Source organism: Methylobacterium isbiliense (assembly GCF_022179325.1).
Classification (GTDB): Bacteria; Pseudomonadota; Alphaproteobacteria; order Rhizobiales; family Beijerinckiaceae; genus Methylobacterium; species Methylobacterium isbiliense.
Genome location: NZ_BPQQ01000082.1, coordinates 1 through 22,973, shown reverse-complemented (window position 1 = coordinate 22,973; position 22,973 = coordinate 1). Strand labels below are relative to the sequence as shown.

Sequence of the window (22,973 nt, the reverse complement as noted above, 5' to 3'; positions counted from 1 at the left end):
CCTGCCGCCCCGCCTGCATCGGACGAGGGCGCGTTGACGACGGCGCTGTGCCTTCTGCGCCCTGCGGGCGTGGCGCGGGGCCTCGACCATCTCGCCGTCGCTGGTCGCGATCAGGCTGCCGAGACCGAGGTCGATCCCGACCGTGCCACTCCCGCACGCCTCTCCGAACGCGGCCTCGACGCTGAAGACCACGTACCACTTGCCCTGCTGGCGGGTGAGGATCGCGGTGGCGAGCTTCGCGCCCGGCGGCAGGTCCCGATGCCAGACGGCCTTGATCCCGCCCGGCACGCCGACGACGCCGATGCGCCGATCTTTCTTCACGCTCAGCCCGTCGCCGACCCGGAAGGTCGCGGCGTGGTAGCGCGCGGAGACGCGGTATCGCGGGAAGCCGCGCCCGCGTTTGAAGAAGGCCGTGAAGGTCTGGTCGAGGCGGCGCAGCACCTGTTGCAGGGCGGAGAAGGACCAGCGGGCGAGGCCGTCACGGTCGGCGGCACGGCATGCCTTCAACTCGGCCGCCTGATGTCCGTAGCGCAAGCTGATCCCGCGGCGTCGGTAAGCTTCGATACGCTGCTGCACGCATGCATTGTATAGACCGCAGAAGTCGCGGAGTATACCGTCGAGCCCGGCGCTCTGAGACCTATTCGGCCTAAGCCGATACTTGTAGGAACGCACCGCCATCGCTCAGGCGCCCTTCTGCGCGGCGATGTAGGCTTCGACCGTTTTGGCGCTGACGTGCCCGACGCTGCCCGCGTAGTACGAGCGGGACCAGAGCGTCGGCGAGCGCGAGCGGAGCGCCGGGAACTCCTGGCGCATCAGCCGGGAGGATCGACCCTTGAAGCGGTTGACGATCTCGGCGACCGCGAGCGTCGGGTCGGCCTCCACGAACAGGTGGACGTGATCCGGCATCACCTCGACGGCGTGGACGATCATTTCAGTCTCGGTGGCGATCTCGCCGATGATCTCCTTGAGGCGCGCGTCGTAGGGCGGCACCGGCACCTTGCGGTACTTTGGGCACCACACGAGGTGGTATTTCAGGCTGAAGGTTGCGCCCGCATTGCGCCGGTATCGGGGCATGCCAAACGCTGCATGTTTGGCAGGGGTCCAACGCAACCCCGCGGCACCGCCGCATTCCCCCGTCGCCTGAAGGCGGCGGTCCCCTGTGGAGCCTAGTTATGGCCTGGTGGTCCGGCAGGTGCGACTGGACGGTTGGCAAGACGGGCGGTCCCCGGCTTTCTGGCTCGCCTGCCCTCCCGAAGCGTTCCGGCACCGAAGCGATGCCCCGGCGCGGGCGATGCCACGGCCGACTCGTCCCCCGCGCCAGCGAGATCGTCGAGGATCGGGCAGTCGGGGCGGTGGTCGCCCCCGCAGTGCTCGGCAAGGTCCGACAGCGTGCGCACCATCGCCTGCAGTTCCTCGATCTTCCTGTTCAGCGCCGCCACGTGCTCCAGCGCCACGGCCTTGACCTGCGCGCTCGCCCGGTCCCGGTCGCGCCAGAGGGCCAGCAGCCCGGCGATCTGCTCGACGGAGAACCCGAGGTCGCGGCCGCGGCGGATGAAGCGAAGCGCGTGCACGTCGGCCTCGCCGTAGCGGCGGTAGCCGGAGGCCGAGCGCCCGGCCTTCACGATCAGGCCGATGCTCTCGTAGTACCGGATCATCTTGGCCGAGACACCCGACGCGTCGGCGGCCTGCCCGATGTTCAACATGGCGATGCTCCGTTCACTCCGCCGGGGCCATCCGCCCCGGCGCCGGGACGAGCCCGGCTCTCCCTTCGCCATCCGGGCCCGGGATGGCCGGGGGCGAGAAGCGCCTCAGGCGCAAGGCGTTCGCGACCACGAACACGCTGGACAAAGCCATCGCGCCGGCAGCCAGGACGGGCGACAGCATCATCCCGTTCAAGGGATACAGCACGCCCGCCGCGACCGGGAGAAGGGCGACGTTGTAGGCGAAGGCCCAGAACAGGTTCTGACGGATGTTGCGCATCACCGCCCGCGACACCGCGACTGCGTTCACGACCCCGCGCAGGTCGCCCGACATCAGGACGACGCCGGCGCTCTCGACGGCAACGTCCGTGCCGGTCCCGACCGCGAGGCCGACGTCGGCCTCGGCGAGGGCGGGAGCGTCGTTGATGCCGTCCCCCACGAAGGCGACCTTGCCTCCGGCGGTTGCGCGAAGCCCCCTCACGGCCGCGACCTTGCCGTCGGGGAGCACCTCCGCGATGACCTCGTCGATCCCGACCTTGCGGGCGACGGCCTCGGCGGTCCGGCGGTTGTCGCCCGTGACCATCGCCACCCTCAGCCCGAGCGCCCGGAGGGCCTCGACCGCGGCCGGCGAGGTCTCCCGCACCGGGTCGGCGACGGCGAGGATGGCAACGGGCCGGCCGTCGACCGCAGCGTAGAGAGGGCTTTTGCCCTCCCGGCCAAGCCGGGCCGCCTCGGGCGTGAAGCCGGAAACGTCGTATCCGAGGCGGGCCATGAACCGGTCGGCGCCCACCTCCACCTTGCGACCCGCCGTGCGGCCGGAGACGCCGAAGCCCGGAACCGCCTCGAACTCCTCCACGGTGCCGATATGCAGCCCACGGCGCCTCGCCGCCTTCACGACCGCGGCGCCGAGAGGGTGCTCCGAGCGGGCCTCGACCGCGGCGACCAGGGCCAGCACCTCGTCGCCGTCGAAGCCTGCCGCCGGCTCGAGGTCGTTCAGCTCCGGACGCCCCTCCGTGAGCGTCCCGGTCTTGTCGAACGCCACGATGCCCACGTCGCGAAGGGCCTGGAGCGCGTCGCCGTGCCGGAAGAGGACGCCGAGTTCGGCGGCGCGGCCCGTCCCGACCATGATCGAGGTCGGCGTGGCGAGGCCCATCGCGCAGGGGCAGGCGATGATCAGGACCGCAACGGCATTCACCAGGGCGAGGCCGAGGGCCGGCGCCGGGCCGAACGCCATCCAGACGAGGAACGTCGCGGCGGCCGCCGCCATGACGGCGGGGACGAACCAGCCGGTCACGCGGTCGACGGCGGCCTGGATCGGGAGCTTCGAGCCCTGCGCCTCCTCGACCATGCGCACGATGCGCGCGAGCACCGTATCGCCGCCCACGCCCGTGACCCGGAAGTCGAACCCTCCGGTCGCGTTCACGGTGCCTCCGACGACCATGTCGCCCGGACTCTTGGCGACCGGGACGGGTTCGCCGGTGATCATCGCCTCGTCGACGTGGCTGGAGCCGGCGACGACCTCGCCGTCGACCGCGACCCTCTCGCCGGGCCGCACCCGGACGACGTCGCCGACGCGCAGGGCGGCGACGTCCACCTCGGCCTCGCCGCCGTCCCGGAGGACGCGCGCCGTCTCCGGCGCGAGCGACACCAGCCGCTCGATGGCGGCGCCCGTGCGCCCCTTCGCCCGCGCTTCGAGGTAGCGCCCGAGCAGGACGAGGAAGACGATGACGGCCGCCGCCTCGTAGTAGACATTCCCGGTGCCCGCCGGCAGCAGACCGGGAAGGAAGGTCGCGACCAGCGAGTAGCCGTAGGCCGCGCTCGTGCCGAGAGCCACGAGGGAGTTCATGTCCGGGTGCCCGCGCAGCAGCGCCGGGACACCCTTCCGCAGGAAGCGCAAGCCCGGGCCGAACAGGACGAGGCCCGCGAGCGCCGCCTGGACGGCCCAGCTCGCGCGCGTGCCGATCGTCCCTGCAACCCAACCGTGGACGGCGGGGACGAGGTGCGACCCCATCTCGACAGCGAACAACGGGAGCGCGAGGGCGAGCGCGACCAGCAGGTCGCGGCGCAGGCCGGCCGCCTCGCCCTCGCGTGCCTCGCGCGCCGGATCGGTGCCCCGGCCTTGCCCAATTCCCCGTGCCTCGTAGCCCGTCTCCTCCACGGCCTCCAGGAGGTCCGCCTCCGTGACCGCGCCCGCCGGGTGACGCACCGTCGCGCGTCCCGTGGCCAGGTTCACGGCGGCGCCTGTCACCCCGGGGACGCGGGCAAGGGCCCGCTCGACGCGCGAGACGCAGGACGCGCAGGTCATGCCGGCGACGGCGACCTCGGTCCGGGCCTCCGGCACGGCGTAGCCCACCTCCTCGATGGCTCGGACGGCGGCCGGTGCGTCGGGGGGGCCGGAGAAGCGCACGTGGGCGCGTGCGGTCGCCAGGTTGACCGTCGCGTCGGCGACGCCGGGAAGCCGTCCGAGCGCGGCCTCGACCCGCCCGACGCAGGATGCGCAGCTCATGCCTTCGACGGTCAGGCTGAGTTGCCGCCCCGGGCCGGCATGGCGTCTGGAAGTTTGGACGACGTCTTGGCCCATGGCCGGTGCCCTCCTCTGTCGCGGCTTCCTCGGACAGATGGGGGTTCCAACGATGGGAAGGTCAAGATGGCCCCGGCGATGCGGGGCACCTGGACGACGGGACCGGGCCCGTGCCTGCCAAGGGAGCGGCCACCTCCCTTGACCTTCCTATGGTTGGAAGGTTCATATGGGGCGGGAACGCGCGAGAAGGGAGACAGTGATGCTGCGTTTCCACGTGTCCAACATGAGCTGCGGCGGCTGCGCCAAAGGCGTCACGCGCGCCGTCCAGGGCCTCGACGGCGACGCGAAGATCGACATCGATCTGCCGAGCCGGGAGATCACCGTCCGCGGCGCGGTCGACGCGCCGGGAGTGGTGGCAGCGCTCAAGCGGGCCGGGTACGAGGCCCGGACGCTGGGGGCCTGACGCACGCGCCCGAGGGGTCCATCGGCAGGGAATGCCGAGACCCCTGGGGCCCGTGGCTTGCGTTGTGCGGCCCGGCCGTGAGACATTTCGCGCAGGCGTGTTTCGAAGCGGACGAACCTTGCTTTCGTTGAGGACCCTCCTGCTCGCGGTGGTTGCGGCGTGCCTGGCCGCCTTCCCGGCTGGCTTCTGGCGCGCATCCGCGCCCGTCGGGGTGACCGCATCCCAGAGAGCGAATGGCTTCCAGTACGTGCGTGGCGGGACGGCCCACCTCCACGGCATGGCCGTACACTACGAGAACGTCCGGGCGTCCGTCGCGGCCGAGCCCGGGGACGACGCCTGCATGCATCACGCGTCCGGCGGCAGGGGCTGTGCCCCTACCTGTTGCGGCTTCGCCTGCCACGCCTTCGAGCCGGCGCTCCCGCCCGGGCTCATGGCTTATCCCAGCCGCACATCCGATTGCTGCGTCGTGGACGACGAGCAAGTCGACGGCTGCACGCCTTTGCGCATCGAGCGCCCACCCAGGGCGGCCTGAACCGGGACGGGTCCCCTTCCCTCCCGCGCGATGGCATCCGTCGATGGAGCCCGTCGCATCGCCAGGTCGATGGTTCGCATCCTTACCCGCAGGCAAGGCCAAGTGCCGTACCTGACCTCCTTCGGCCGTCTGCCTGACGCTGACCGGCGCCGCGACGGGAACGGCCTCCCCATCGCAGCGGGCGACGGAGCGGCATGGCGGGACCACCGACCGCCGCTCATCCGCGTTTCCGAAAAGGACTGCCCGGCGCCGCGCTCCGCCTGCCTGTGTGGCGAGGCCCGCGTCGGTCGATCGTGCCGAGCGTCCGACCAGGCCAACGCACCAGGATTGACTTGCGATGATCACGAACTTGTTCCGGGCATTTGCCGCGACGGGGGCGTCTGCCCTCATGGCCAGCACCGCCCTGTCGCACGACGAGGGCGCCACGGCGGGCGAGATCCACATCGAGGGGATCGCCGCCACGCCGGCGAGATCCGGCGAAACGAGCCGGGTCACGTTCACCATCGAGAACGACGGGCCGGACCGGGCCGTGCTGTTGGGACTGCTCCTCACCACGGGCGAACCATCGCAGGTGCGCGGGTTCCTGGGCGTGAGCCATAGCGCCGCGATTGCCGGCGTGGGCGTCGAAGCCGGCGACGTCTACCGGCTCGGCGACCGCACGGCGTGGATCAATGTCGGACCCCTCCGGCATGATCTGCCGGAGGGCGCGAGGGTCCCGGCCGTCGTCCGGTTCGACCGCTTCGACGTGCCGGTCACGTTGCATGTGGGCGGCCCACCCGCCGCCCGGACGTCCCGGTGAGCGGAATGCCCCTACCTCCGGCATCGTCGGCCGACCCCGCCGGGCTGTTCTCGGCGGAACTGCCCGCCCGAATGGAGCAGGACTTCGAGCGGCGGGCGCTGGCTCCGCGGCTCGGGGTCGTCCTCATCCTCCTGCTGGGTGCCCTCGCCGACTACGGCCACGGCAACCGCGCGGGCCACTGGGTCGTGCTCGGGGCCTACGGCGTCGTCACGCTGCTGGCGGCTGCCGGCGCCCGGGCGCGGTCCGACCGCATCCGCGCCTGGCTCCCGCTCGTGGCCACGTGCGCCGATGCGGCCATCGCGGTGTACGTCGTCGCCGACCACGTGCCGCGGTATGCCGGCGAGGCCCATCTCGCGACCGACGCGGTCAGCCTCCTGCCGGCGTACTTGTTCCTGCTGCAGACCGGCATGCGTCTCCGGCCCCGGCTCGCCGCGCTCTTCGCGGCGCTAGTTGCCGCCGGGTGGGCGGCCGCGCTGGCCCTGCTCATGGACCCCGCGCGTCTCGGGCCGGACGGCGCCCGCGTCCTGGTCCGCCAGGGCATGGGCCTTGCCGCGTTCGCGGTCGCGTCGGGCTTCGTCGTGGCGACGGCCGCGTGGATGCGTGCCTCGGCCGCAGCGGCGTTGCGCGCCGGGGAGGAACGGCTGATGCTGTCCAGGTTCCTGCCGGACGGCGTAGCCACGGAGGTCGTCCGCACGGGCGGCACTGCCTCCGTGGCCGAGCGCCACGCGACCCTGCTCGGCGTGGATCTTCGGGGCTCCTCGGCGCTCGCCAGGATGTATCCGCCTGCGCTCTCGGTCGCTTGGCTGCTGGACTTCCGGCGCCTCGTCCACGACGCGGTGACGACCCACGGCGGCGTGGTCGACAAGTACGTAGGCGACGGAGTGCTGGCGCTGTTCCTCGACGGCGACGCCGGCGAGCAGGCCGCACGGGCCGTGGCGGCCGCGGAGGCGACGCTCGAGACCCTGGCCGCGTTGAACCGCGAGCGGCACAGGACCGGGTGCCCGACGCTGCGGGTCATCGCCGCCCTGCACTGCGGCCCAGTCCTGGCCGGCGTGTTCGACGATGGCCGGCGTGCCGAGTTCACGGTGCTCGGGACGGTCATGAACGACCTGTCGCGGATCGAGCGGCGTGCCAAGGAGGACGACCTGGACGTGGTCGTCAGCGCGGACGTCCTGCGTCAGCTCGGTGCCGAGGCGCCCGAACGGCTGGATGCCCGCCCGTTGCCGGCCTCGGGAGAGCCGACGCTGCCGCGCCTTTTCGCACTCCGCCCCGGCGCAACCGGGCAGGGGCCGGAGGATGGCGCACGCGGCCTTCCGTCGGCTTCGTCCACCATGCTCGCCAAGCCGGTGGATGCGCCGTGAACGCCACCCTGCCGTCCGGGACGGCCATTCTCCCCTCCCACGGCAACGGCACGCGCGAACTTGTCGGCGTCGGCCGGGGGAACGTCGCCGCACCCGCTCGGGAAGCGCGGCGAGCTTCCGTCCGCTCCTCGCGAGCGGCGAACGGAACGAGCTCGGGACCATGACGCGCCCCGCCAAGCGCTGCCTTGAAGGCATCCCGTTGCTGCGCTCGTCCTGGGCCGACCTGTCGCCGGTAGACCCACGGGCGGCTGAGATGGCGCAGGCCTACCTCGCCCTCGTCGACGCCGCCCTAACCCGGTCTCGTCCGATCCTTTCGCCTTTTGGGCTCCGCCGTGTCGGGCGACTTCCGACCTGGAGCGGGCGACGTGAACTTCGTCGCCGGGACGGATGGTCCGGCTCCCGCCCATGCGGTCAAATCCGTTCATTGCGGCATCAGGCCCGAGCATCCGCTTCTCGCTCCTCGACGGGATCTACGTGACTGTGGAGGAGGTGCTCCTCGGGACGTGGGCGTTGACCGGGCCGCGCGTTCGACGCGGTCGGTTCCGCCCCGCCGGGTCGCATGGGCGCCGGGCATTGGACCAGTATGCGTTCGCGACCGGCGCGTGGGCGGCCCGAGGGTCGACACCGATGGGGCTGGAGCATCGAATCCCGTTGCGGGACGTCAACAGCGATCTCATGCTGCGGGCCTGGGAGGCGTTCTCCCTGCTCCTCGTTACCGCGCGCTTGCACTTCACCCTGCTCACCGGGCGACTGACGACGAAGACCGATGCCGACCCGTACGGGCTGATGACGTTCCCGCAGTGCTGGGCGCCGATCCTCGACCAGGCCTTGGCCGTCCGGCGGGACGGCGCGAACTCCCCGGCGGCCCTCCGGCCCGGGGACGTCGCAGCTTTCACGGCCATGGTAGCCACGGACATGCAGGAACTCGCCCTGGACGCGCGCGGATGACGCATGCCGATCAAACGATCAGGTAGACTGCCACAGCCGTGAGAACGAGGGTCAGAGCACACTTCCAATATGGAAAGCGGCTCGACGCCGCTTCCTCCGTCTCGGTGTCGTACCAGAGCGCATCATCCTGATGTGTCACGACGGCTTCCCTCGGTGCGGCTCCTGCCGGAATGGAGCACTCCCACCGAGAGCGTCAGGTCTCGGCGTTTAAGAATGGAAAATGCCGTCCAGTGGAACGGCGACAGGTCGCTGCGCGCTCGCGACTCAAGGTTAACTGGGGCATCGGAAGGATTAGGGTGACGGGGGGTTTGGCCACGAGGCTTTCCGTCGTTTGTTCCAGCTAGGTTCTTGCACGATGCCATTGCCGCCGCCAAAGGCTACGTCTTAGGTTCGACGAGTTCCTGCGGGGCCTCGGTGGGGCCGATTATCGGCAGACTTCCCTCTCCTACCGACAAACTTCCGCGTGCTCACACCGGGCGAGGTGGAGAAGAACCCTGCCGCCATTCCCATGCCCCGAGGCGCTGCCGGCCATGTGGAAGGACGGAGCGGTGCCCGATGCAGACGTTCTCGGACGTCTGCGACAGGCGGGGACGTAGCGGTAGGTTCATCGGACAATCATGTCGGCGGCCCTCGACCTCCGTCGACCACACCCGGAGCTGGCCTCCAGGTCCGAGCGCCCGGCGTCCGCGCCGGACTGCGCGGTGTCGCGACTTGGCCACCGCCGTCGACCGGGACTTGTGCTCCGCCCGACGGCGGTCAGGCGTTCGGCTCAAGCCGGGCCCGCCCGTGCGACGAACAATCGGCTTGCGGGGCTACTACCCAGCTTTCCCCGACTGCCGAAGATGTTGAGTCAGCCTGTCCCTCAACAGAGACGGTTCGGACAGGCCGCGCGTGCCCTAGCCGCGCTTGTCGGGAGATTGCTGACCGGATCCGCCCTGGTTCTGCCGGTCCATCATGGTCTGCATCATCTTGTTGCAGTTCTCCATCATCTTCGACATCTCCTGCATCATCGGCATCATGCCGCCGCCCTGCATCGTGCCGTGGTCCATCATGCCCTTTTCCGAGGGAGTGGAGGGCGATGTGGCGCTCTCGGCCGAGGCGCCCGCGACGCCGGCGACAAGGGCTGCGCCGAGGATGGAAACGTGCGCGAGCTTCGAAATCTTCAACATGTTTTCTCCTTCCATCGGTTGGTTCCAAGGTAGTTCGCCTCCGCGCTGCTCGTGCGCGAAGACCTTCGGGTCGCTGTTCCCGAACTCGTGGACCGTGAACAACTCCGTCCTCTCGCCGTCCCAGCCACTCGATTCTGCGGGCATGCTGGGCAGCAAGATGCCGCTGATGGTCGGGCGCCCTGCCGGTAGCCGCTCGACGTGGGCCATGGGCCCGTGTCCCTCGACGGCGTAGCCGTCCATGAGGGGGTGTGGCAGCCTCGAAGCGCCTCGGGTACGCCGTGCCCGCTCTTGAGCGCCGCCGGCGGCAGCGGCCTTATGCTCACCGGAACGTCGCTGCGCCGGAGCACCTCGACGTAGGCGTCGCAGCACCGACATGGCGGGTTCTTGTAGCGAACGGGGGATCGAGACTTGGCTTTCGCTGGCGCGGTGCCCGCCAGGTGACGTGCCGGGATCGTGCGTCGTCCAGTCATCTCACGCCCTCCCGCCCGGTTCTTTTCACAGGACCGGGGTGATCGACCGGAGGGTGGGGAGGCTTTTGGCTCCGCTCGGCGTGAACTTGGCCTTCTCGCTTGATCTGACCTTCGTGAGATTGACCGATTGCGCCGCCTGCATCTCCGGCCCCATCGCCGTCCAACCGACCGCCGAGATCGGCTGATGATCGAGCGTGACTCCGTGATGACCTGCGTTCACGGCTGCGACCCTGCCCGCGGCGCCGACGGTTCGGCCCCTCGGGCCGTCAGTGCCGGCGTTTCCGCTCATGCCCGGCATGTCGCCCATCGTCGAGGGCGGTGCGGCCTGGAACTGCACTGCGCCAGCGGGAATCAGGGCAGCCGCGGCGGCGAGAGTTCCGGTCCCGCGTGGCTGGCCGAGGTCGAGCATCGTCATCGCTTCTCTCCGTGGGCCGGCGGATCCCGGCGACCGCTGTGACGTCCGACACGGAAGCCTGAAAACCTCTTCGTACGGGAAGTCCGCGGCAGCGGCCGCCGTCTCACAGGACTTCGGGCCCGGCGGAGGAAAGGTTACGAGCAGCGTTCGCTCCCCGTGCGGCGAACTGTCGAGGCATTGGACCAGTCAGCACCGGTCTCCGGCTCCCGCAGGTGATCAGGGCTCCCGCCGGCACCGGCTCGTGCTGCCGAGCTCGCCATCCGGGAAGGCGCCGGGATGGCGAAGCGCACCCGCTCCCGTCACCCGGAAGTAGTCCGCGAACGGGCCGACCTGCCGCGGGCTCGCTTCGCCGAGCGGAGTTGCCTCACAGACCGCGTGCTGGTGCGTCGAGGCAGAGCCGACGAGGGCGGAGCCGGCCCAGGTGCCGGTGCAACCGAAGGCCCGCCGACGATGGCACGCGGAACGCATCAGCCCTTCGCCGGCGAGCTGCTCAGGCCCGTTCAGGCCGGTTCACCAAGCTTGGCGACTTGGCCTCCGACGACGTCGGCATTGTAGTAGCTCCTGAAACGGTCGTGGTTCGCGAGAGGAGCCGGCCGGTACGGGGACACGCCGTCGCACTGCACGACCGAGGGAAGGGCGAAGCGCTCGTCGACGCTCGGGTGCATGGTTGCGTCGGGCTTGATGTCCCTGTCCTTGGTCTCCCAGGACTTGCCCTGCGCCCAGCGCCGCACCCATCCAGGCACCCACGAGGCCGAGACGCGGGCCTCGACGGCGTCGCGCATGCCGGCGACCTCGCAGTGCTGCACGCCGGCGGCGGAGGGGTGCAGCCGCAGACGCGGGATCTGCATCACCTCGACCGGATGGCGCGGATCGGTCACGATCGGCATCCCGTCGATCTTGAGGCCGTCGGGAACGCCGACCGCCTGCTCCAGCATCCACTTGAGCGCGATGTCGGACAGGCGGGATTCGGTCTCGTCGTAGCTGCCGCCGATGTCCGAGTGGTTGCCGGCGAACCAGAGCTGACGGAACTGATCGGGTGACCCGGGCGCCCGCGGCGGAACGACTTCGGTCGGGCCCCACTTCACCCGGTCGAAGTCCTTGCGTCGCTCGTCGATGGCGATGGCCGCGCGGGCGTAGCCGACCTGGGCACTGAGAAGCCGGTCGAAGTTCTCGCCCTGCCACTCCGCCACATGGCTCCTCGACTTGCCGGGTTCCGGCCAGTTCTCGATGGTCTTGGTCTTCGCGGCGACTAGTCGACGCCGTACCGCGTAGGCGCCCGCAGCCGACGCGGCGACGAGGACGCCCGCGGTGATCAGGTCCGCTTCCCAGAAAGGTCCGTCGAACAGGTACGAGACACCCCCGACCAGGGCGGAGGTCACCGCGATGGCGACGCCGAGCGGGATGACGACCGCGGCCGCCAGGCCCGCCTTGATCAGAGTGCGCTTCGGGCCCGCGACACCCAAGGCGGCAACCGTGTCGAACGTCCCGACGAAGTAGGGCTCGACGTTGGACTTGCCGCCGCCGTCGGCATGGTCCGAGCCGTACCTCGCCCGGAACCGCCGCGAGAGCTCGTGCCGCTCTGCGTCGAAGTCCGCGCGGGGATGCCCGGCGCCGTGCTCCAGGACCGTCTCGACGGCCTCGCGCGCGATGTCCCGCGTCGTCTTGCGGAAGCGCAGCAGCGGGCCATCCGCGCCTTTGGTCGGCACGCCGCAGTACATGAGCAGGTTCGCCACGCACCGGACCGTGTAGGCCCCGCGGCTGAAGCCGATCAGGTAGATGCGGTCGCCCGGCTCGTAGTGGTCGATGACGAAGCGGTAGCAGTCCGCGATGTTCGTGGCGATGCCGCGGCCCGAGAGGGAGGCGGCCATCTTCTGCGCGAATCTGACGGGGGCGGTGAGCGCCGTGGCGCCGATGTCGGTGCCCAGTCCCGGGTCGTAGAAGGCCACCTGCTCCGAAGGGTCGATGCCGCTCTCCGGGCCGACCTTGCAGACCCGGTACATCTTGTAGACGTTGCTGACGCGCTGTTCGGGCCGCACGCCCCCGTCCTGTCCCGTACCGTCCGAGAAGACCACGATGTTCTTGGCCATGACGCGCCTTGTTCGGAGCACAGGGTCGCGGGCCCGTCGGGCGACGGGCCCGCCGCGAGCGCGTCAGCGCTCCTTGCGCACGCCCTTGAAGGGAGTGCCGTCCTTCTTGCCATCCATGAAGCGGCCCGTGTCCGCGTTCCGCTTCGTCCAGGTCTCGGTGACCGGGTTGAAGACCTGGGAGCGGTCGCGGACCATGCCGTTGCGGTGCCCATCGCCGGAAGGAGGGTTCGTTGCCATGTCGATGCTCGCGTCGGGGCCTGCGCAAACATGGCGCGGCCCGGGATGCGTCAGAGCTTGCCCGCGGTCCGAGGCCGATGGCGCCGGGACGGCCGGGAAGCCCTGATGCTCAAGCCCCCGGTCCGAGATTGCGACGGCGTCCCAGGGTCCGAGCACGCACGCAACATCGTGGTTTGCGTTAATACCTTGCAAACTTGCAGAATGCAAGATAAAGCCGCGCTAGAGGGACACCATGCGATCCGCATCGACCGGCATCCGGCTGAAGGCCCTCCGCGAGCAGCGTGGCATGTCCCAGGAAGAGCTCTCGCGCATCTTCGGCTTCGACCACCGTCAGACCCTGCAGCAGATCGAAGCCGGCCAGCGGAAGCTGTCGGCCGAGGAGCTTGTCGCCGCCGTGCAGGCGTTCGATGTTCCGCTCGACTACTTCACGAATCCCTTCCTCATCGTCGGCGAAGCCCGCTTCTCGTGGCGGCGGGACGCGGGTACGTCCGTTGCCGACCTCGACGCCTTCGAGCGCAAGGCGGGCGAGTGGATCGGCGCCTATCGCGAGCTCGGGCTGGCCACGGGTGAGCCGATCTCGCCCATCGCGCACCGGCTGAACCTGACGCGCGCGAGCAGCTACGAGGACGCGAGGGAGGCCGGCGAGGCGGTGGCGGCTTTTCTCGGACTGGGGGACGTGCCGTCCCAAGGCCTCGCCCAGGCCATGCAGGAGAAGATGTCGATCCTCGTCCTGATGGTCGACGCCCGGACCGGCATCTCGGGCGCCGCATGCCTCGTGAGGAACCTGGGCGCCGTCCTGGTGAACCGCCACGAGACGCCGGGGCGGCGCAACTACGACCTGGCCCACGAACTCTTCCACATCCTCACATGGGACGCGATGCCGCCGGAACGGCTCGACGACGGTGAGGGCACCGGCAAGCTGCAGAAGCGCGTCGAGCAGATGGCCGAGAAGTTCGCCTCCGCGGTCCTGATGCCGGCGCGGCTTTTCGAAGACTGCCCGGGGGACGCGACCGACCCTGGCTGGATCAACACCACCGCGACGGAACTCGGCGTGTCGGCGAAGGCGCTCAAGTGGCGCCTGGTCGATCTCGGCCGCATCGACCGTGGTGTCGCGCTCGCCTACGACGATGGCCTGCTCGTCAACAACGGTGGGTTGGTCGGCAGGGACAGGGACGTCCCACTCCCGTTCGGCCGGCATTTCACGCACGTCGTGGCGGAAGGCATCGAGCAGGGGTACGTCTCGGTGCGGCGCGTCGCGGCGCTGCTCGAAGTCACCGTCGACGGGCTCGGCGAGCTCTTCGACGCACACGGGATCGAACGCCCGTTCGGCATGTGAGCGGGGCACGATGCCTGTCCACCGCGGCGCGATCCTCACAGATCCCCACACGGTCATCGGAGCTCGCTGCGTCTGCGCGCGGCGGGCGTCCTCGACCCATCATCCGTGCATGACGTTGGCCGAATGCTTCGAGGGTGCGACGGCGGACTTCCAGCTCACCACGCCGTCAGTCCGTTGCTGACCGATGCGACGGCCTCGTGGGGCTGAACATCCCAGGCATGCTCCTCGTGCCCGACGAGGCCGCGAAGCGCCTCGTCCAGCACGTCGATCTCGGGCGAGCTGTTCACCAGGACGATGACCGACGATCCATTGCGAGGGCCCGCACGCCCCACGATGCCCGTCAGCACCTCTCGCACCGCCTGCCGGCGTTGCCATCTGGCCGCCTGGTCCCGGGGCGGACGTAGATCGAGTGGAGCCTGCACGTAGGCGCAGTCCACGTCCTCGAAGAGGCGGGACACCATCGACCGGTTCAGGCCGGGAAGGTCGAAGTAGGGGTAGGTGCGCGCATCCAGCACGAGCTTGTGACGGGACTGCGAGATCGCGCGTGCGAACGTTGCGCCATGGATGTCGGCCATGGGCAGGCAGAGAACGCTGTGGCGGGGGCGCAGGTCGAAGAGTGAAAGCTGCCTGGAAGCCGGCGGCACAACCGAAAAAATCTCTTCTCCACAGGAGCTTGGCTCGACAAGGCGTAGCATAGGCCGGCTCATGCTTGCAGCTCTCCCAGGCCCGATTCGAGTTCGAGGTAATGTACCCGCAAGGCTGCCGAGTGGCCACCCCAGGCAGGCTTCCCGACCCCGAAGTCCCCTGTTCTCTTGTCCTTGTAGTCACGGTCCTTCAGGAACACGCGGGCGTACATGCGAGGAGCCACTCCGACGAACGGATGAAACAGCACCTTGGAACCGGTGACCGCGACCCGGCCGTCCTGCCGGGCAACGGCCGCCCTCTCGAAAGACTGTGCCCTCGATGGCGGTTCCCAGCCTTCCGGATCGGTTGTTATCGCGTCGCAGTGCAGGGTGATGGCTTGGCTCTTGGGGTAGGGCTCTATGTACTGAACCTCGTCGATGCCCGCGGCCACGATGTGCCGTGCGCAGTAGTGGCACGGGAACGTGCTCACGTAGAGCCTGCAGCCCTTCGGGGAGGTCCCCGTCCTGGCCGCGGCCAGGATCGCGTCCATCTCCGCGTGGACGGCGCGGCTGAACTCGATCAAGCCCCCGATCTTGGTGCGTCGAAGCTCGATCAAGGTCTCGTTCTTCGTGCGGCCTTCGGCCAAGGTCGGGTACTTGTCGATCAACTCGCCGATGATGGCGTTCTGCTCCCGGTTGCTGCTGCAGAATTTGTCGGGCCGGAAGGCGCAGCGGTGGTCCGCGGCCTCCCCGTCGAAATCGGCTCCATACAGTCCGCCGCCTGCCTTCGGCACGTCGTTCGTGCCGGTCGCGACGATGTTCCCGCTCGCGTCGACCAGCGCGGCTCCGACCTGTCGCGAGAGGCACGCGCTCCGGAGTTGGGCCGAGTGGGCCTGATGCATCGCTGTCTCGCCGATGGTCGGCCGGATGACCTCGGAGGACGTCAGCATCCGCACCAGACGCCGCAGCGGCTCGTTCATGCCGGTGTTGTTGGGGTTGTCTCCCGCGTCCTTCGAGTTGTCGACGAAGAAGTCGGCTTCGTGGAAGGTATCGACGACGTGCTGGCCGTGGCTCTCGGGCGCATCTGCGTCCCGGACCATGAATGCCGTGACCCGTTCACGGTTTTCCAAGCGGCCGCGGTCGTTGAAGTCGAACAGCTCCCGGACCAGCCGGCCATGCCGGACGCCGTCGTCGCAGACCACCCCGACCAGGGTGAAGGCGTCCTGGTAGACCCTGCGCAGCAGGTGGGCCTCGGCGGGATGCCGGAGCGAATCGATGATGTACGCACGTGGTTTCCCGTCGATCTCCCCCTCCGGCCTGCCGCTCGCCGCGGCCCGCTTTGCCCGAATGCGCGCCATGACCGCCCGCGCGACCGCCGCGTTGTCCCTGAACGACAGACGCATCTCGTCGCCCAGGTTCTGCATGTGGACCACGCTGTCGAGGGTCTTGCGCCCGGCGACCGGAGAGAGGTCCTTGCCGTTGATCCTTGCCCAGGCCTTGATCTCGTCGCTCGCCTTCAGGATGTGCACCTCGTAGGTGCCCCCGCCGACGGCTTGGGTTTCAAGAAACTCCTTGAGGATCTTGGCTGCCTGGCCGGCGCCGGATCCTCCCGGCCCGACGACGGCGATGAAGAGTTCGTTCGCGAGCTTGTCCGTCAGGAAGCTCTGGCTCGTCACCCGAGGCCCCGTCGCGGGCGGGCTCGGAGCCGGACGGTCCGTCTTTGCGGCGGGCATGCAACTCCACCCTTGGAAACGCGCGGGTCGCGGGTGCGCTCGCGACGGAGCAGGCAGATGCCATACCGGCTCCGCTTGCGAAAGCGGCTACCTGAGCGATCCTCGCCTGACTTGGCTCAACCGGGCCGCGCCGTGTTCGAGGCCAGCCTGGGCGGTATCGGCCATCGACGCACATGCCCATGTCGGAGACGGTCGATGGCTCGTCGGTTCGGAAGGCATCCCAGCTCCCGCCCCGTCGTTGCGAAAGGGCGAGCTTACGAGGGACATCCACGAGGTGGCGGGTAGCGCCTTCCGCTATCGAGGCCTCGGGTCGGGAATTCCGGCCCGGGCGCCCCTGGGTCTCACGGGGGCTCGACCGCTCCCGAGCTGCTGCCCGCCCCAAGCACGAGAGGCGCATGCCGAAGGAGCAGCTGGCTTCCCGGGTCGCCGACGGCATGATGGCGAGAAGCCCATCCTGTGCGAGGTCACGTGGAAGCTCTTCATGGCTGCTCGCCCCGCGACGGCCGAAAGCACCTGCACGTTTGGCGGAGAGGCGCAGCCACGACTCCGAACCCGAACCCAACGTCCTGTCCAAAGGACCCGACGACGCCGTCGAGGCGTTCGCGGGCGACGTCTGGAAGCGCGCCAAGCAGGAGGCCACCCCCAAGTCGCGCGCGAGCGCGGCCGGGCCGCAGCCATCCGCGCCGCAGAGGACGAGGGCGGCGAGCATCTGCTCTGCCTCGTCGAGCGGCTGCAGGCCGGCAACGCCGCGCTTCTCGCCCGCGCCGAGGCCGCCGAGGCCGATGGCGGGCGCGTCCAAGCCGGCTTGATGACTTGGTGGGTACCCGTGCCAGACCGGGCGACGCTTCCGTGGCCTGGCTTCGCGGCCTGCCAGGCCGTGCCTTCCCGGGACGACCGGCGAACTGGCCTGCCTGACAGCCAACCACCTCGCCGACCGCAACCGCATGTGCCGCAGGTTCGTGAACCCGGCCACTCAAGCCTTTTTTGTGAACCGCGCGGACGCCGTCCTGCCGCCGACCTTCAACGAAACCGTCGCCACGACCTGGCTGGTTGCCGCGACGGGCAGCTTGCCCTGCACGCTGTTGGTGCCCGCCGGGCTCAGGTCGACCTTGTAGCTTTTGCCGCCGACCAGCACCGTGGCGGTGCCTGAGATCTGTGACGCGGGAACGGGCTTGCGCATCTCGTCCAGGACGTAGACGGTCACGTCGGTATCCTTCACCACGAGTTCCAACCACAGCTCCTGCGCCTCCTGCACGAGGCCGCCGTGCGCGGCCTGGGGTGCCTCGCCATGGGCGAGGGCGGACCCGGATGCGAGGCCGAGGGCGAGGAACAACGGTATCGCGTATCTCTTCATCGTAGATCTCCGTCTGCTCTTGTATTTGCCTGGTCGTTGGTCCCTTGCGTGGCCTTTGCCGTGGAAGACCTCACGGTCGGAGCGGCTCCCGACCAGCGTCCCGTCCTGGTGCCCGATCGGGCCGCGAGCGTGTGCAGCGACCGTGTGATCGGGGAGCGTCGGATGCGTCCCCACGGCGCCGCCCGACCGGTGCGAGGCGGCCTCTGTGGCTGTCGCGTGACGGGCCGCGACGGTCAATGGCTGTGCTTGTGCCGCGCGCCGTCCGGCTGCGACGCGGTGGACGGCTGGTCGGTTCCCTTCGTACCGTCCGCTGCGGCTGTGCCATGGTTCATGCCGCCGTGGTCGCCCGCTGCCTGCGCCTGCATCCACAGGTCGTTGTACTCGTCGTCGGACAGGCCCGGCATCTTCTGCAGCAACGCAACCGTCGCCCAAAGCATCTCGTCGCCGTCACTCGCCATCGACGGCATGCCGCTCATCTTGATGCCGTTCTTCAGGATCCAGAACAGCTCGCCCGCGGTGTAGCGCCTCGTAGCCTCCTTGAGGTCGGGCGGCTCGGGGTACATGCCGTCGGCCACCTCGCTGCGCTTGGCGCCAGGTCCGCCGTGGCACGTGGCGCAATGCTCCGAGAAGTGTCCGACGGCCGACACGAGCTTGGCTTGTTCGTCGTAGCCCGGAGGGGGCGCCAGACCGGCCGCATGCGCCCGGATCGAGCGCACCCGTGCCTTCTCCAGCACCCACGAGGTCAGAGCCCAGTGGGGCTCGGTGGCCGCGACGTTGAAGACGCCTGCGTAGATCACGGCGGCGGCGGCGAACGTCGCCAGGACGCCGGCCGAGAGCAACGTGAGAAGGACGATCTTGGCAGTTCGCATGAAAGTATCCTGAGTGACTGGGCCCGAGCCGGACCGCCAACGCGTCGGGTGCGGGATGCCCGTCGGCAGAACCGGGTTGTGTGCGCTCTCGATGTCCTCCGTCGCCTCATCGCGCCTTCTGGATGCGCGTGATGGCGAGCTGCCCGTTCACCCGGTCGGCGGAGAACCGGACCCGGTCCCCGGCCTTCACCCCCTTCAGGATGGCGGGGTCGGCAACCCGGTAGGCCATTGTCATGGCGTCCATGTCGATGTTCGGGATGCGCTCGTGGTCCAGCGTGACCTTGCCGGCGGCCTCGTCGACCTTCTGGACGGTCCCGCTCACGAGAGGCGTGTTGGCAGGGGGCTGGGCTGCGGCAGGCTTGGGCGGCGGCGACGCCGGGGAAGGCGACGCAGGCTGGCGCGAGCCGCCCGCCTGGGCTTGGCGGTCGAGCGGGCCCTCGCCGGAAGGCGTCTGGTTCGGCTGCGGCCGGTAGTCCGACTGCCGGCTCCGGACTTGCCACTCCTTGAGAGAGTCGATCTTCTGCTGCTGCTCGTCCTGGATCTTCTGCGCCGTCTCGCGCAACTGCCGGTCGCCGCCGTATTCGAGCTCTGCCTTGGCGAGGAAGAGGGTCTGCTCGTAGCTCGCGATCAGGAGCTCGGCGAAGTCCCGGTCCGGATCGCCGGTCAGCTTCAGGTTCCTGAAGCGGTCGGCCATGACCTCGCGCACACGCTCGAGGGCGGCCTGGGCGCCCTTGGCGGGTTGCGCCCAGGCGGCTCCCGGCACCGCGCCGGCGAGCGCCACGCCCATGACGGCGGCGAACAGGGATAAACGTCGCATATGATTTCCTCCGCGGCATGGGGCCGCCGCGCGGGATCGGGCGTGTCCGCGCGGCGGGCCCGTTCGAGGCGCTACTTGGCCTTCCGGATCTTCGTGACGGTGTACTGGCCGTTGGCCTCGTCGACCTCGAAGTCGATCTTGTCCCCGGACTTCAGGTCCTTGAGCATCGCCGGATCCTTGACCTTGTAGGCCATGGTCATGGCGTCCATGTCGAGCTTCGGGATGCGCTCGTGGTCCAGCGTGACCTTGCCGGCCGCCTGGTCGACCTTCGTGACCGTCGCCTTGACGGATTGCGCCCAGGCCGGGCCCGCCAGGGCCAACAGCGCGGCGAGGGCGAACGGAGGTAGCTTCCTCATCGTGTTCTCCTGATGGTCGCTGTACCGCTGCACGGGCACCTGTTGAGGGGCCATGGCGGGGCCCGTGCAGCGGCTTTCGGGGGACCAGGTCCACCCGAACCCGTCCGCCGGTGCGCGCCCGCGTCGTGGCGCCGCCGCGGCGGAAGCCTGAAAGACATCCGGCACCGCCGGCTCAGTGGTTTCCGTGACCGCCCGGGTTGGCGGCCGTCCGGCGTTTGCGCGGGTCGACCACGCGCAGGTCCGTCTCACGCGCGCGCTTGCCACGCGGCGTATTCGGATCGCGGCTGGGCTCGGGCAGGGGCTCGCCCGTCCACTCGTAGGCCTGCGTGCCCGGAGGGTGCTGGTACCAGCCCGGGTCCCTGTAGTCGCCCGGCGCCAAGTCGGGCCGCACCTTCAGGACGGTGAACATGCCGCCCATCTCCACGGAACCGAACGGGCCGGTTCCGGTCATCATCGGCAGCGTGTTCTCGGGCAGCGGCATCTCCATCTCGGCCATGGCGCCCATGCCGGTCGATCCCATGGGCATGTAGCCGGGCGCGATCCTCTGGATCTGTTTGGACGTGTTCTTCAGGTTCACGCCGATGTAGGTGCGCACCGAGTGGCCCATGGCGTTCATGGTGTGGTGCGACTTGTGGCAGTGGACCGCCCAGTCGCCGAGTGCGTCGGCGTTGAACTCGATGGCCCGCATCTGGCCCACGGCCACGTCGGCGGACACCTCGTACCACTGCCGCTCCGGGGGGACCCAGCCGCCGTCGGTGCCGGTGACCTTGAAGTCGACCCCGTGCACGTGGATGGGGTGGTTGGTCATGGTCAGGTTGCCGAAGCGCATCCGCACCTTGTCGCCCTGGCGCGCGACCATGGGGTCGATGCCCGGCCAGACACGGCTGTTGAAGCACCACATGTTCATGTCGAGCATCGTGTTGACCTTGGGCACGTACGACCCGGCCTCGATGTCGTAGGCGTTCAGGAGCCAGACGAAGTCGCGGTCGACCCGCCGCTCGGCGGGATCGCGCGGGTGCACGACGAAGAAGCCCATCATGCCCATCGCCATCTGGACCATCTCGTCCGAGTGCGGGTGGTACATGAAGGTGCCCGAGCGCCTCAGGATGAACTCGTAGACGAAGGTCTTGCCCGGCGGGATGCCGGGCTGGTTGAGACCGGCGACGCCGTCCATGCCGTTGGGCAGCGTCTGCCCGTGCCAATGCACGGCAGTGGCCTCCGGCAGCTTGTTGGTGACGAAGATGCGGACCTTGTCGCCCTCGACCGCCTCGATGGTCGGGCCGGGCGACTGCCCGTTGTAGCCCCAGAGATGGGCCTTCATGCCCGGCGCCATCTCGCGGACGACGGGCTCTGCCACGAGGTGGAACTCCTTCCAGTCCCCGCGCATGCGCCACGGCAGGGTCCAGCCGTTCAGCGTCACCACCGGGTTGTAGTCGGGTCCGCTCGTCGGAACGAGCGGCGGCTGCGTCGTCGCCTTCTCCATCGAGGGCGCCTCGGGCAGACCTGCGGCCTGCACGCGGCCGCTGATCATGGACGTCCCTGCGAGGACCAGTCCGCCGGCCCCGAGCAGGTTCCTGCGCGAAATGTCAGTCATCGGTTTCTCCATGTGTCTCGTGCGAGATGGCGTCAGCCGCCGGGCGTCGCGGACGCGAGGGTCTCGCCCCCGCCCCCGGCGACCGCTTCGACGCCTGCGCTCTCGCCGCCGAACCCCTCCCCGGTGAAGCCGCCGCCGATCACGGCAGCCCTGAGATCGGTCGCCGCGATCCAGAAGTCGCGTTGCGCCTCGATGGCCTGGATGTTGCTCAGGATCCGGGAGCGGGCGTCGATGATCAGGGTGGTGACGTCGATCAGCATGCCGCTGTACTGCAGAAGAGCCTGATCCTGGATCGTCTTGCGCAGAGGCAGCACGCTGCCCTGGTAGTGTCGGGTGATGTCGTACTGTCCGCGGTAGCGCTGGTAGGCCTCGCGCACCTCCGAGCGGGCGTTGACCGCCTTCTCGGCGAGGCGGTGGGCGGCGCCGAGGTATGCTTCCCGCGCACCGCGCACCACCGTCGTCCCGAAGTCGTAGATGGGGATGACGAGGTCGATGGAGTAGCCGCGCCCGAAGCTCTTCTCGCGTGTGACGTTGAAGCCGCCCTGCTCGTTCGGCTCGAACGCCTTCGAGCGCTCGTAGCGGTCGGAGTAGCCGACATCGAGCACGTTGATGAAGCCGCTGACCTGGTTGAGGCCGTACTGGCCCGCGAGCGACTGGAGCTCGAAGCGCGCCGTCTGGATGTCCGCGCGCTTCTTGATCGCTTCGGCCTCGATCCGGGTGCCGCTCACCAACCGGCCGGGCAGTGCCGGCAGGCCGTTCGGGAGCTTGAAGTCGATCTCGCGTCCCCAGAGGCCGAGCAGGCGGATCAGCTTCTCGCGCTCGACCCGCTGCAGGACGCGGGCCTTGGCAAGCTGCGCCCCGAGCTCGCTGTAGAAGGCGTGCTCGCGCGCCTGTTCCAGCTTGTTCAAGGCGCCCGTCTCGCCGAGCTGCTTGGCCAGGGTGGACGCGGAGCCCGCGCTCGCGAGTGCCTGCTCCAGGTAGGCGACCGACTGGTTCGCCGACACGGTGCGGTAGAACTGGCGCCGGGCCTCGCCGGCGAGCCGCAGCACCTGCCCGACCGCGCGGTACTGCTCCGCCCTGAAGCGGTTCTGCGCGATTGGGATGCGGACCGGCAGCGTCAGGAGCTCGATGAGGCTCGCGGCGACCGAGCGCTCGACCTCCAGCGTGAAATCGCCCCCGGTCCGGCTGAGGGAGATCCGCGGGACCGGCGGCAGGGTCGCCTGGACGAACTCGGCTTCCGACACGCCGAGATCGTTGAAGGACGCCTGAAGGGCACGGTTCTTCAGGAGGGCGACCTGAACCGCGCTGTCGGGCGTCAGCGGGCGCCGCAGCAGTTGCTCCGCGCGCGCCGCCGCGCCTACCGCGGCGGTCTCGTCGGAGACCTTCACGATGTCCTTCCTCAATCCCAGCGCGGCGTAGCTGTGCGCCGGGCCGAGCCCGCCGTCGGCCGAGAAGCCCACGCAGCCGCCAAGCGGCACCCCGACCGCTGCCAGGAGGGCGGCGGCTCGGGCGCGGCGGCCGAGCGACGCTTCGGCTCCCCGGCATGCGCCGGACCCGCGAGTCTGTGGCGAGGTCATCGGTGAGTTCCT

21 protein-coding genes are annotated in these 22,973 nt (G+C 69.6%); 5 read left to right on the top strand and 16 right to left on the bottom strand.

Annotated elements, in window-relative coordinates; all coding sequences use genetic code 11:
• The 4 genes from MFF61_RS27875 to MFF61_RS27860 all read right to left on the bottom strand — a co-directional run.
• On the bottom strand, positions 1-678 hold a 678-nt coding region (locus MFF61_RS27875; RefSeq protein WP_283206047.1), incomplete at its 3' end, for an RNA-guided endonuclease InsQ/TnpB family protein.
• A gap of 3 nt (positions 679-681) precedes the next feature.
• Complete coding sequence (gene tnpA / locus MFF61_RS27870) at positions 682-1,074, bottom strand: IS200/IS605 family transposase (RefSeq protein ID WP_238240949.1); 393 nt, start codon at positions 1,072-1,074, stop codon at positions 682-684.
• Positions 1,075-1,166: 92 nt separating this feature from the next.
• Complete coding sequence (gene cueR, locus MFF61_RS27865; protein WP_238240948.1) at positions 1,167-1,700, bottom strand: Cu(I)-responsive transcriptional regulator; 534 nt, start codon at positions 1,698-1,700, stop codon at positions 1,167-1,169.
• Between the two features lie 16 nt (positions 1,701-1,716).
• A complete protein-coding gene (locus MFF61_RS27860) occupies positions 1,717-4,281 on the bottom strand; it encodes a heavy metal translocating P-type ATPase (RefSeq protein ID WP_238240947.1) in 2,565 nt (854 codons plus the stop codon).
• 199 nt (positions 4,282-4,480) lie between these two features.
• Between MFF61_RS27860 and MFF61_RS27855 the strand changes: the two genes are divergently transcribed.
• From MFF61_RS27855 to MFF61_RS27840, 4 genes are all read left to right on the top strand, one after another.
• Positions 4,481-4,684, top strand: coding sequence for a heavy-metal-associated domain-containing protein (locus tag MFF61_RS27855; protein ID WP_053080121.1), 204 nt, complete (start codon positions 4,481-4,483; stop codon positions 4,682-4,684).
• A 920-nt stretch (positions 4,685-5,604) separates the two neighbouring features.
• Positions 5,605-6,015 carry a hypothetical protein gene (locus tag MFF61_RS27850; protein WP_238240946.1) on the top strand — a complete coding sequence of 137 codons (411 nt, stop codon included), beginning with the start codon at positions 5,605-5,607 and terminating at the stop codon, positions 6,013-6,015.
• Between the two features lie 71 nt (positions 6,016-6,086).
• Positions 6,087-7,376 carry an adenylate/guanylate cyclase domain-containing protein gene (locus MFF61_RS27845; protein ID WP_238240945.1) on the top strand — a complete coding sequence of 430 codons (1,290 nt, stop codon included), beginning with the start codon at positions 6,087-6,089 and terminating at the stop codon, positions 7,374-7,376.
• Positions 7,377-8,003: 627 nt separating this feature from the next.
• Positions 8,004-8,324: an aminoglycoside adenylyltransferase domain-containing protein gene (locus MFF61_RS27840; RefSeq protein WP_167350694.1), complete on the top strand. Its 321-nt coding sequence runs from the start codon at positions 8,004-8,006 to the stop codon at positions 8,322-8,324.
• A gap of 896 nt (positions 8,325-9,220) precedes the next feature.
• Here MFF61_RS27840 and MFF61_RS27835 read toward each other — a convergent pair.
• From MFF61_RS27835 to MFF61_RS27820, 4 genes are all read right to left on the bottom strand, one after another.
• Positions 9,221-9,700 carry a hypothetical protein gene (locus MFF61_RS27835; RefSeq protein ID WP_238240944.1) on the bottom strand — a complete coding sequence of 160 codons (480 nt, stop codon included), beginning with the start codon at positions 9,698-9,700 and terminating at the stop codon, positions 9,221-9,223.
• Positions 9,701-9,988: 288 nt separating this feature from the next.
• Entirely contained in the window at positions 9,989-10,378 is a 390-nt protein-coding gene (locus tag MFF61_RS27830) for a copper-binding protein (protein WP_238240943.1), read from the bottom strand.
• A 500-nt stretch (positions 10,379-10,878) separates the two neighbouring features.
• Positions 10,879-12,465, bottom strand: coding sequence for a T6SS phospholipase effector Tle1-like catalytic domain-containing protein (locus MFF61_RS27825; protein WP_238240942.1), 1,587 nt, complete (start codon positions 12,463-12,465; stop codon positions 10,879-10,881).
• A gap of 63 nt (positions 12,466-12,528) precedes the next feature.
• A complete protein-coding gene (locus MFF61_RS27820) occupies positions 12,529-12,702 on the bottom strand; it encodes a hypothetical protein (protein ID WP_157080450.1) in 174 nt (57 codons plus the stop codon).
• A 232-nt stretch (positions 12,703-12,934) separates the two neighbouring features.
• Here MFF61_RS27820 and MFF61_RS27815 point away from each other — a divergent pair, with 232 nt between their 5' ends.
• Positions 12,935-14,038: an XRE family transcriptional regulator gene (locus MFF61_RS27815; RefSeq protein WP_238240941.1), complete on the top strand. Its 1,104-nt coding sequence runs from the start codon at positions 12,935-12,937 to the stop codon at positions 14,036-14,038.
• A 155-nt stretch (positions 14,039-14,193) separates the two neighbouring features.
• Here the strand turns inward: MFF61_RS27815 and MFF61_RS27810 are convergent, their stop codons facing one another.
• From MFF61_RS27810 to MFF61_RS27775, 8 genes are all read right to left on the bottom strand, one after another.
• Positions 14,194-14,733: a hypothetical protein gene (locus MFF61_RS27810; protein WP_238240940.1), complete on the bottom strand. Its 540-nt coding sequence runs from the start codon at positions 14,731-14,733 to the stop codon at positions 14,194-14,196.
• 8 nt (positions 14,734-14,741) lie between these two features.
• Positions 14,742-16,337, bottom strand: coding sequence for an anti-phage dCTP deaminase (locus tag MFF61_RS27805; protein ID WP_238240939.1), 1,596 nt, complete (start codon positions 16,335-16,337; stop codon positions 14,742-14,744).
• A 1,030-nt stretch (positions 16,338-17,367) separates the two neighbouring features.
• On the bottom strand, positions 17,368-17,748 hold the full coding sequence (locus MFF61_RS27800) for an adenylosuccinate synthase (protein WP_238240938.1): 381 nt from the start codon (positions 17,746-17,748) through the stop codon (positions 17,368-17,370).
• A gap of 233 nt (positions 17,749-17,981) precedes the next feature.
• Positions 17,982-18,617: a c-type cytochrome gene (locus MFF61_RS27795; RefSeq protein ID WP_238240937.1), complete on the bottom strand. Its 636-nt coding sequence runs from the start codon at positions 18,615-18,617 to the stop codon at positions 17,982-17,984.
• 106 nt (positions 18,618-18,723) lie between these two features.
• The gene (locus tag MFF61_RS27790) at positions 18,724-19,434 is read right to left on the bottom strand and encodes a copper-binding protein (RefSeq protein ID WP_238240936.1); all 711 of its coding nucleotides are present in this window, start codon (positions 19,432-19,434) and stop codon (positions 18,724-18,726) included.
• A gap of 71 nt (positions 19,435-19,505) precedes the next feature.
• Positions 19,506-19,790: a copper-binding protein gene (locus tag MFF61_RS27785; protein WP_048446309.1), complete on the bottom strand. Its 285-nt coding sequence runs from the start codon at positions 19,788-19,790 to the stop codon at positions 19,506-19,508.
• Positions 19,791-19,962: 172 nt separating this feature from the next.
• On the bottom strand, positions 19,963-21,384 hold the full coding sequence (locus MFF61_RS27780) for a multicopper oxidase family protein (protein ID WP_238240935.1): 1,422 nt from the start codon (positions 21,382-21,384) through the stop codon (positions 19,963-19,965).
• Between the two features lie 32 nt (positions 21,385-21,416).
• The gene (locus tag MFF61_RS27775) at positions 21,417-22,961 is read right to left on the bottom strand and encodes a TolC family protein (RefSeq protein WP_238240934.1); all 1,545 of its coding nucleotides are present in this window, start codon (positions 22,959-22,961) and stop codon (positions 21,417-21,419) included.
• Positions 22,962-22,973 lie beyond the last annotated feature (12 nt).

Coding starts and splice junctions, on each gene's coding strand:
- MFF61_RS27825 (WP_238240942.1), bottom strand. CDS start 12,465: ATGGCCAAGAACATCGTGGTCTTCTCGGACGGTACGGGACAGGACGGG.
- tnpA (WP_238240949.1), bottom strand. CDS start 1,074: ATGCCCCGATACCGGCGCAATGCGGGCGCAACCTTCAGCCTGAAATAC.
- MFF61_RS27810 (WP_238240940.1), bottom strand. CDS start 14,733: ATGCTACGCCTTGTCGAGCCAAGCTCCTGTGGAGAAGAGATTTTTTCG.
- MFF61_RS27780 (WP_238240935.1), bottom strand. CDS start 21,384: ATGACTGACATTTCGCGCAGGAACCTGCTCGGGGCCGGCGGACTGGTC.
- MFF61_RS27800 (WP_238240938.1), bottom strand. CDS start 17,748: ATGAAGAGATACGCGATACCGTTGTTCCTCGCCCTCGGCCTCGCATCC.
- MFF61_RS27835 (WP_238240944.1), bottom strand. CDS start 9,700: ATGGCCCACGTCGAGCGGCTACCGGCAGGGCGCCCGACCATCAGCGGC.
- MFF61_RS27850 (WP_238240946.1), top strand. CDS start 5,605: ATGGCCAGCACCGCCCTGTCGCACGACGAGGGCGCCACGGCGGGCGAG.
- MFF61_RS27785 (WP_048446309.1), bottom strand. CDS start 19,790: ATGAGGAAGCTACCTCCGTTCGCCCTCGCCGCGCTGTTGGCCCTGGCG.
- MFF61_RS27830 (WP_238240943.1), bottom strand. CDS start 10,378: ATGACGATGCTCGACCTCGGCCAGCCACGCGGGACCGGAACTCTCGCC.
- MFF61_RS27815 (WP_238240941.1), top strand. CDS start 12,935: ATGCGATCCGCATCGACCGGCATCCGGCTGAAGGCCCTCCGCGAGCAG.
- MFF61_RS27790 (WP_238240936.1), bottom strand. CDS start 19,434: ATGCGACGTTTATCCCTGTTCGCCGCCGTCATGGGCGTGGCGCTCGCC.
- MFF61_RS27840 (WP_167350694.1), top strand. CDS start 8,004: ATGGGGCTGGAGCATCGAATCCCGTTGCGGGACGTCAACAGCGATCTC.
- MFF61_RS27775 (WP_238240934.1), bottom strand. CDS start 22,961: ATGACCTCGCCACAGACTCGCGGGTCCGGCGCATGCCGGGGAGCCGAA.
- MFF61_RS27855 (WP_053080121.1), top strand. CDS start 4,481: ATGCTGCGTTTCCACGTGTCCAACATGAGCTGCGGCGGCTGCGCCAAA.
- MFF61_RS27820 (WP_157080450.1), bottom strand. CDS start 12,702: ATGGCAACGAACCCTCCTTCCGGCGATGGGCACCGCAACGGCATGGTC.
- MFF61_RS27795 (WP_238240937.1), bottom strand. CDS start 18,617: ATGCGAACTGCCAAGATCGTCCTTCTCACGTTGCTCTCGGCCGGCGTC.
- MFF61_RS27845 (WP_238240945.1), top strand. CDS start 6,087: ATGGAGCAGGACTTCGAGCGGCGGGCGCTGGCTCCGCGGCTCGGGGTC.
- MFF61_RS27860 (WP_238240947.1), bottom strand. CDS start 4,281: ATGGGCCAAGACGTCGTCCAAACTTCCAGACGCCATGCCGGCCCGGGG.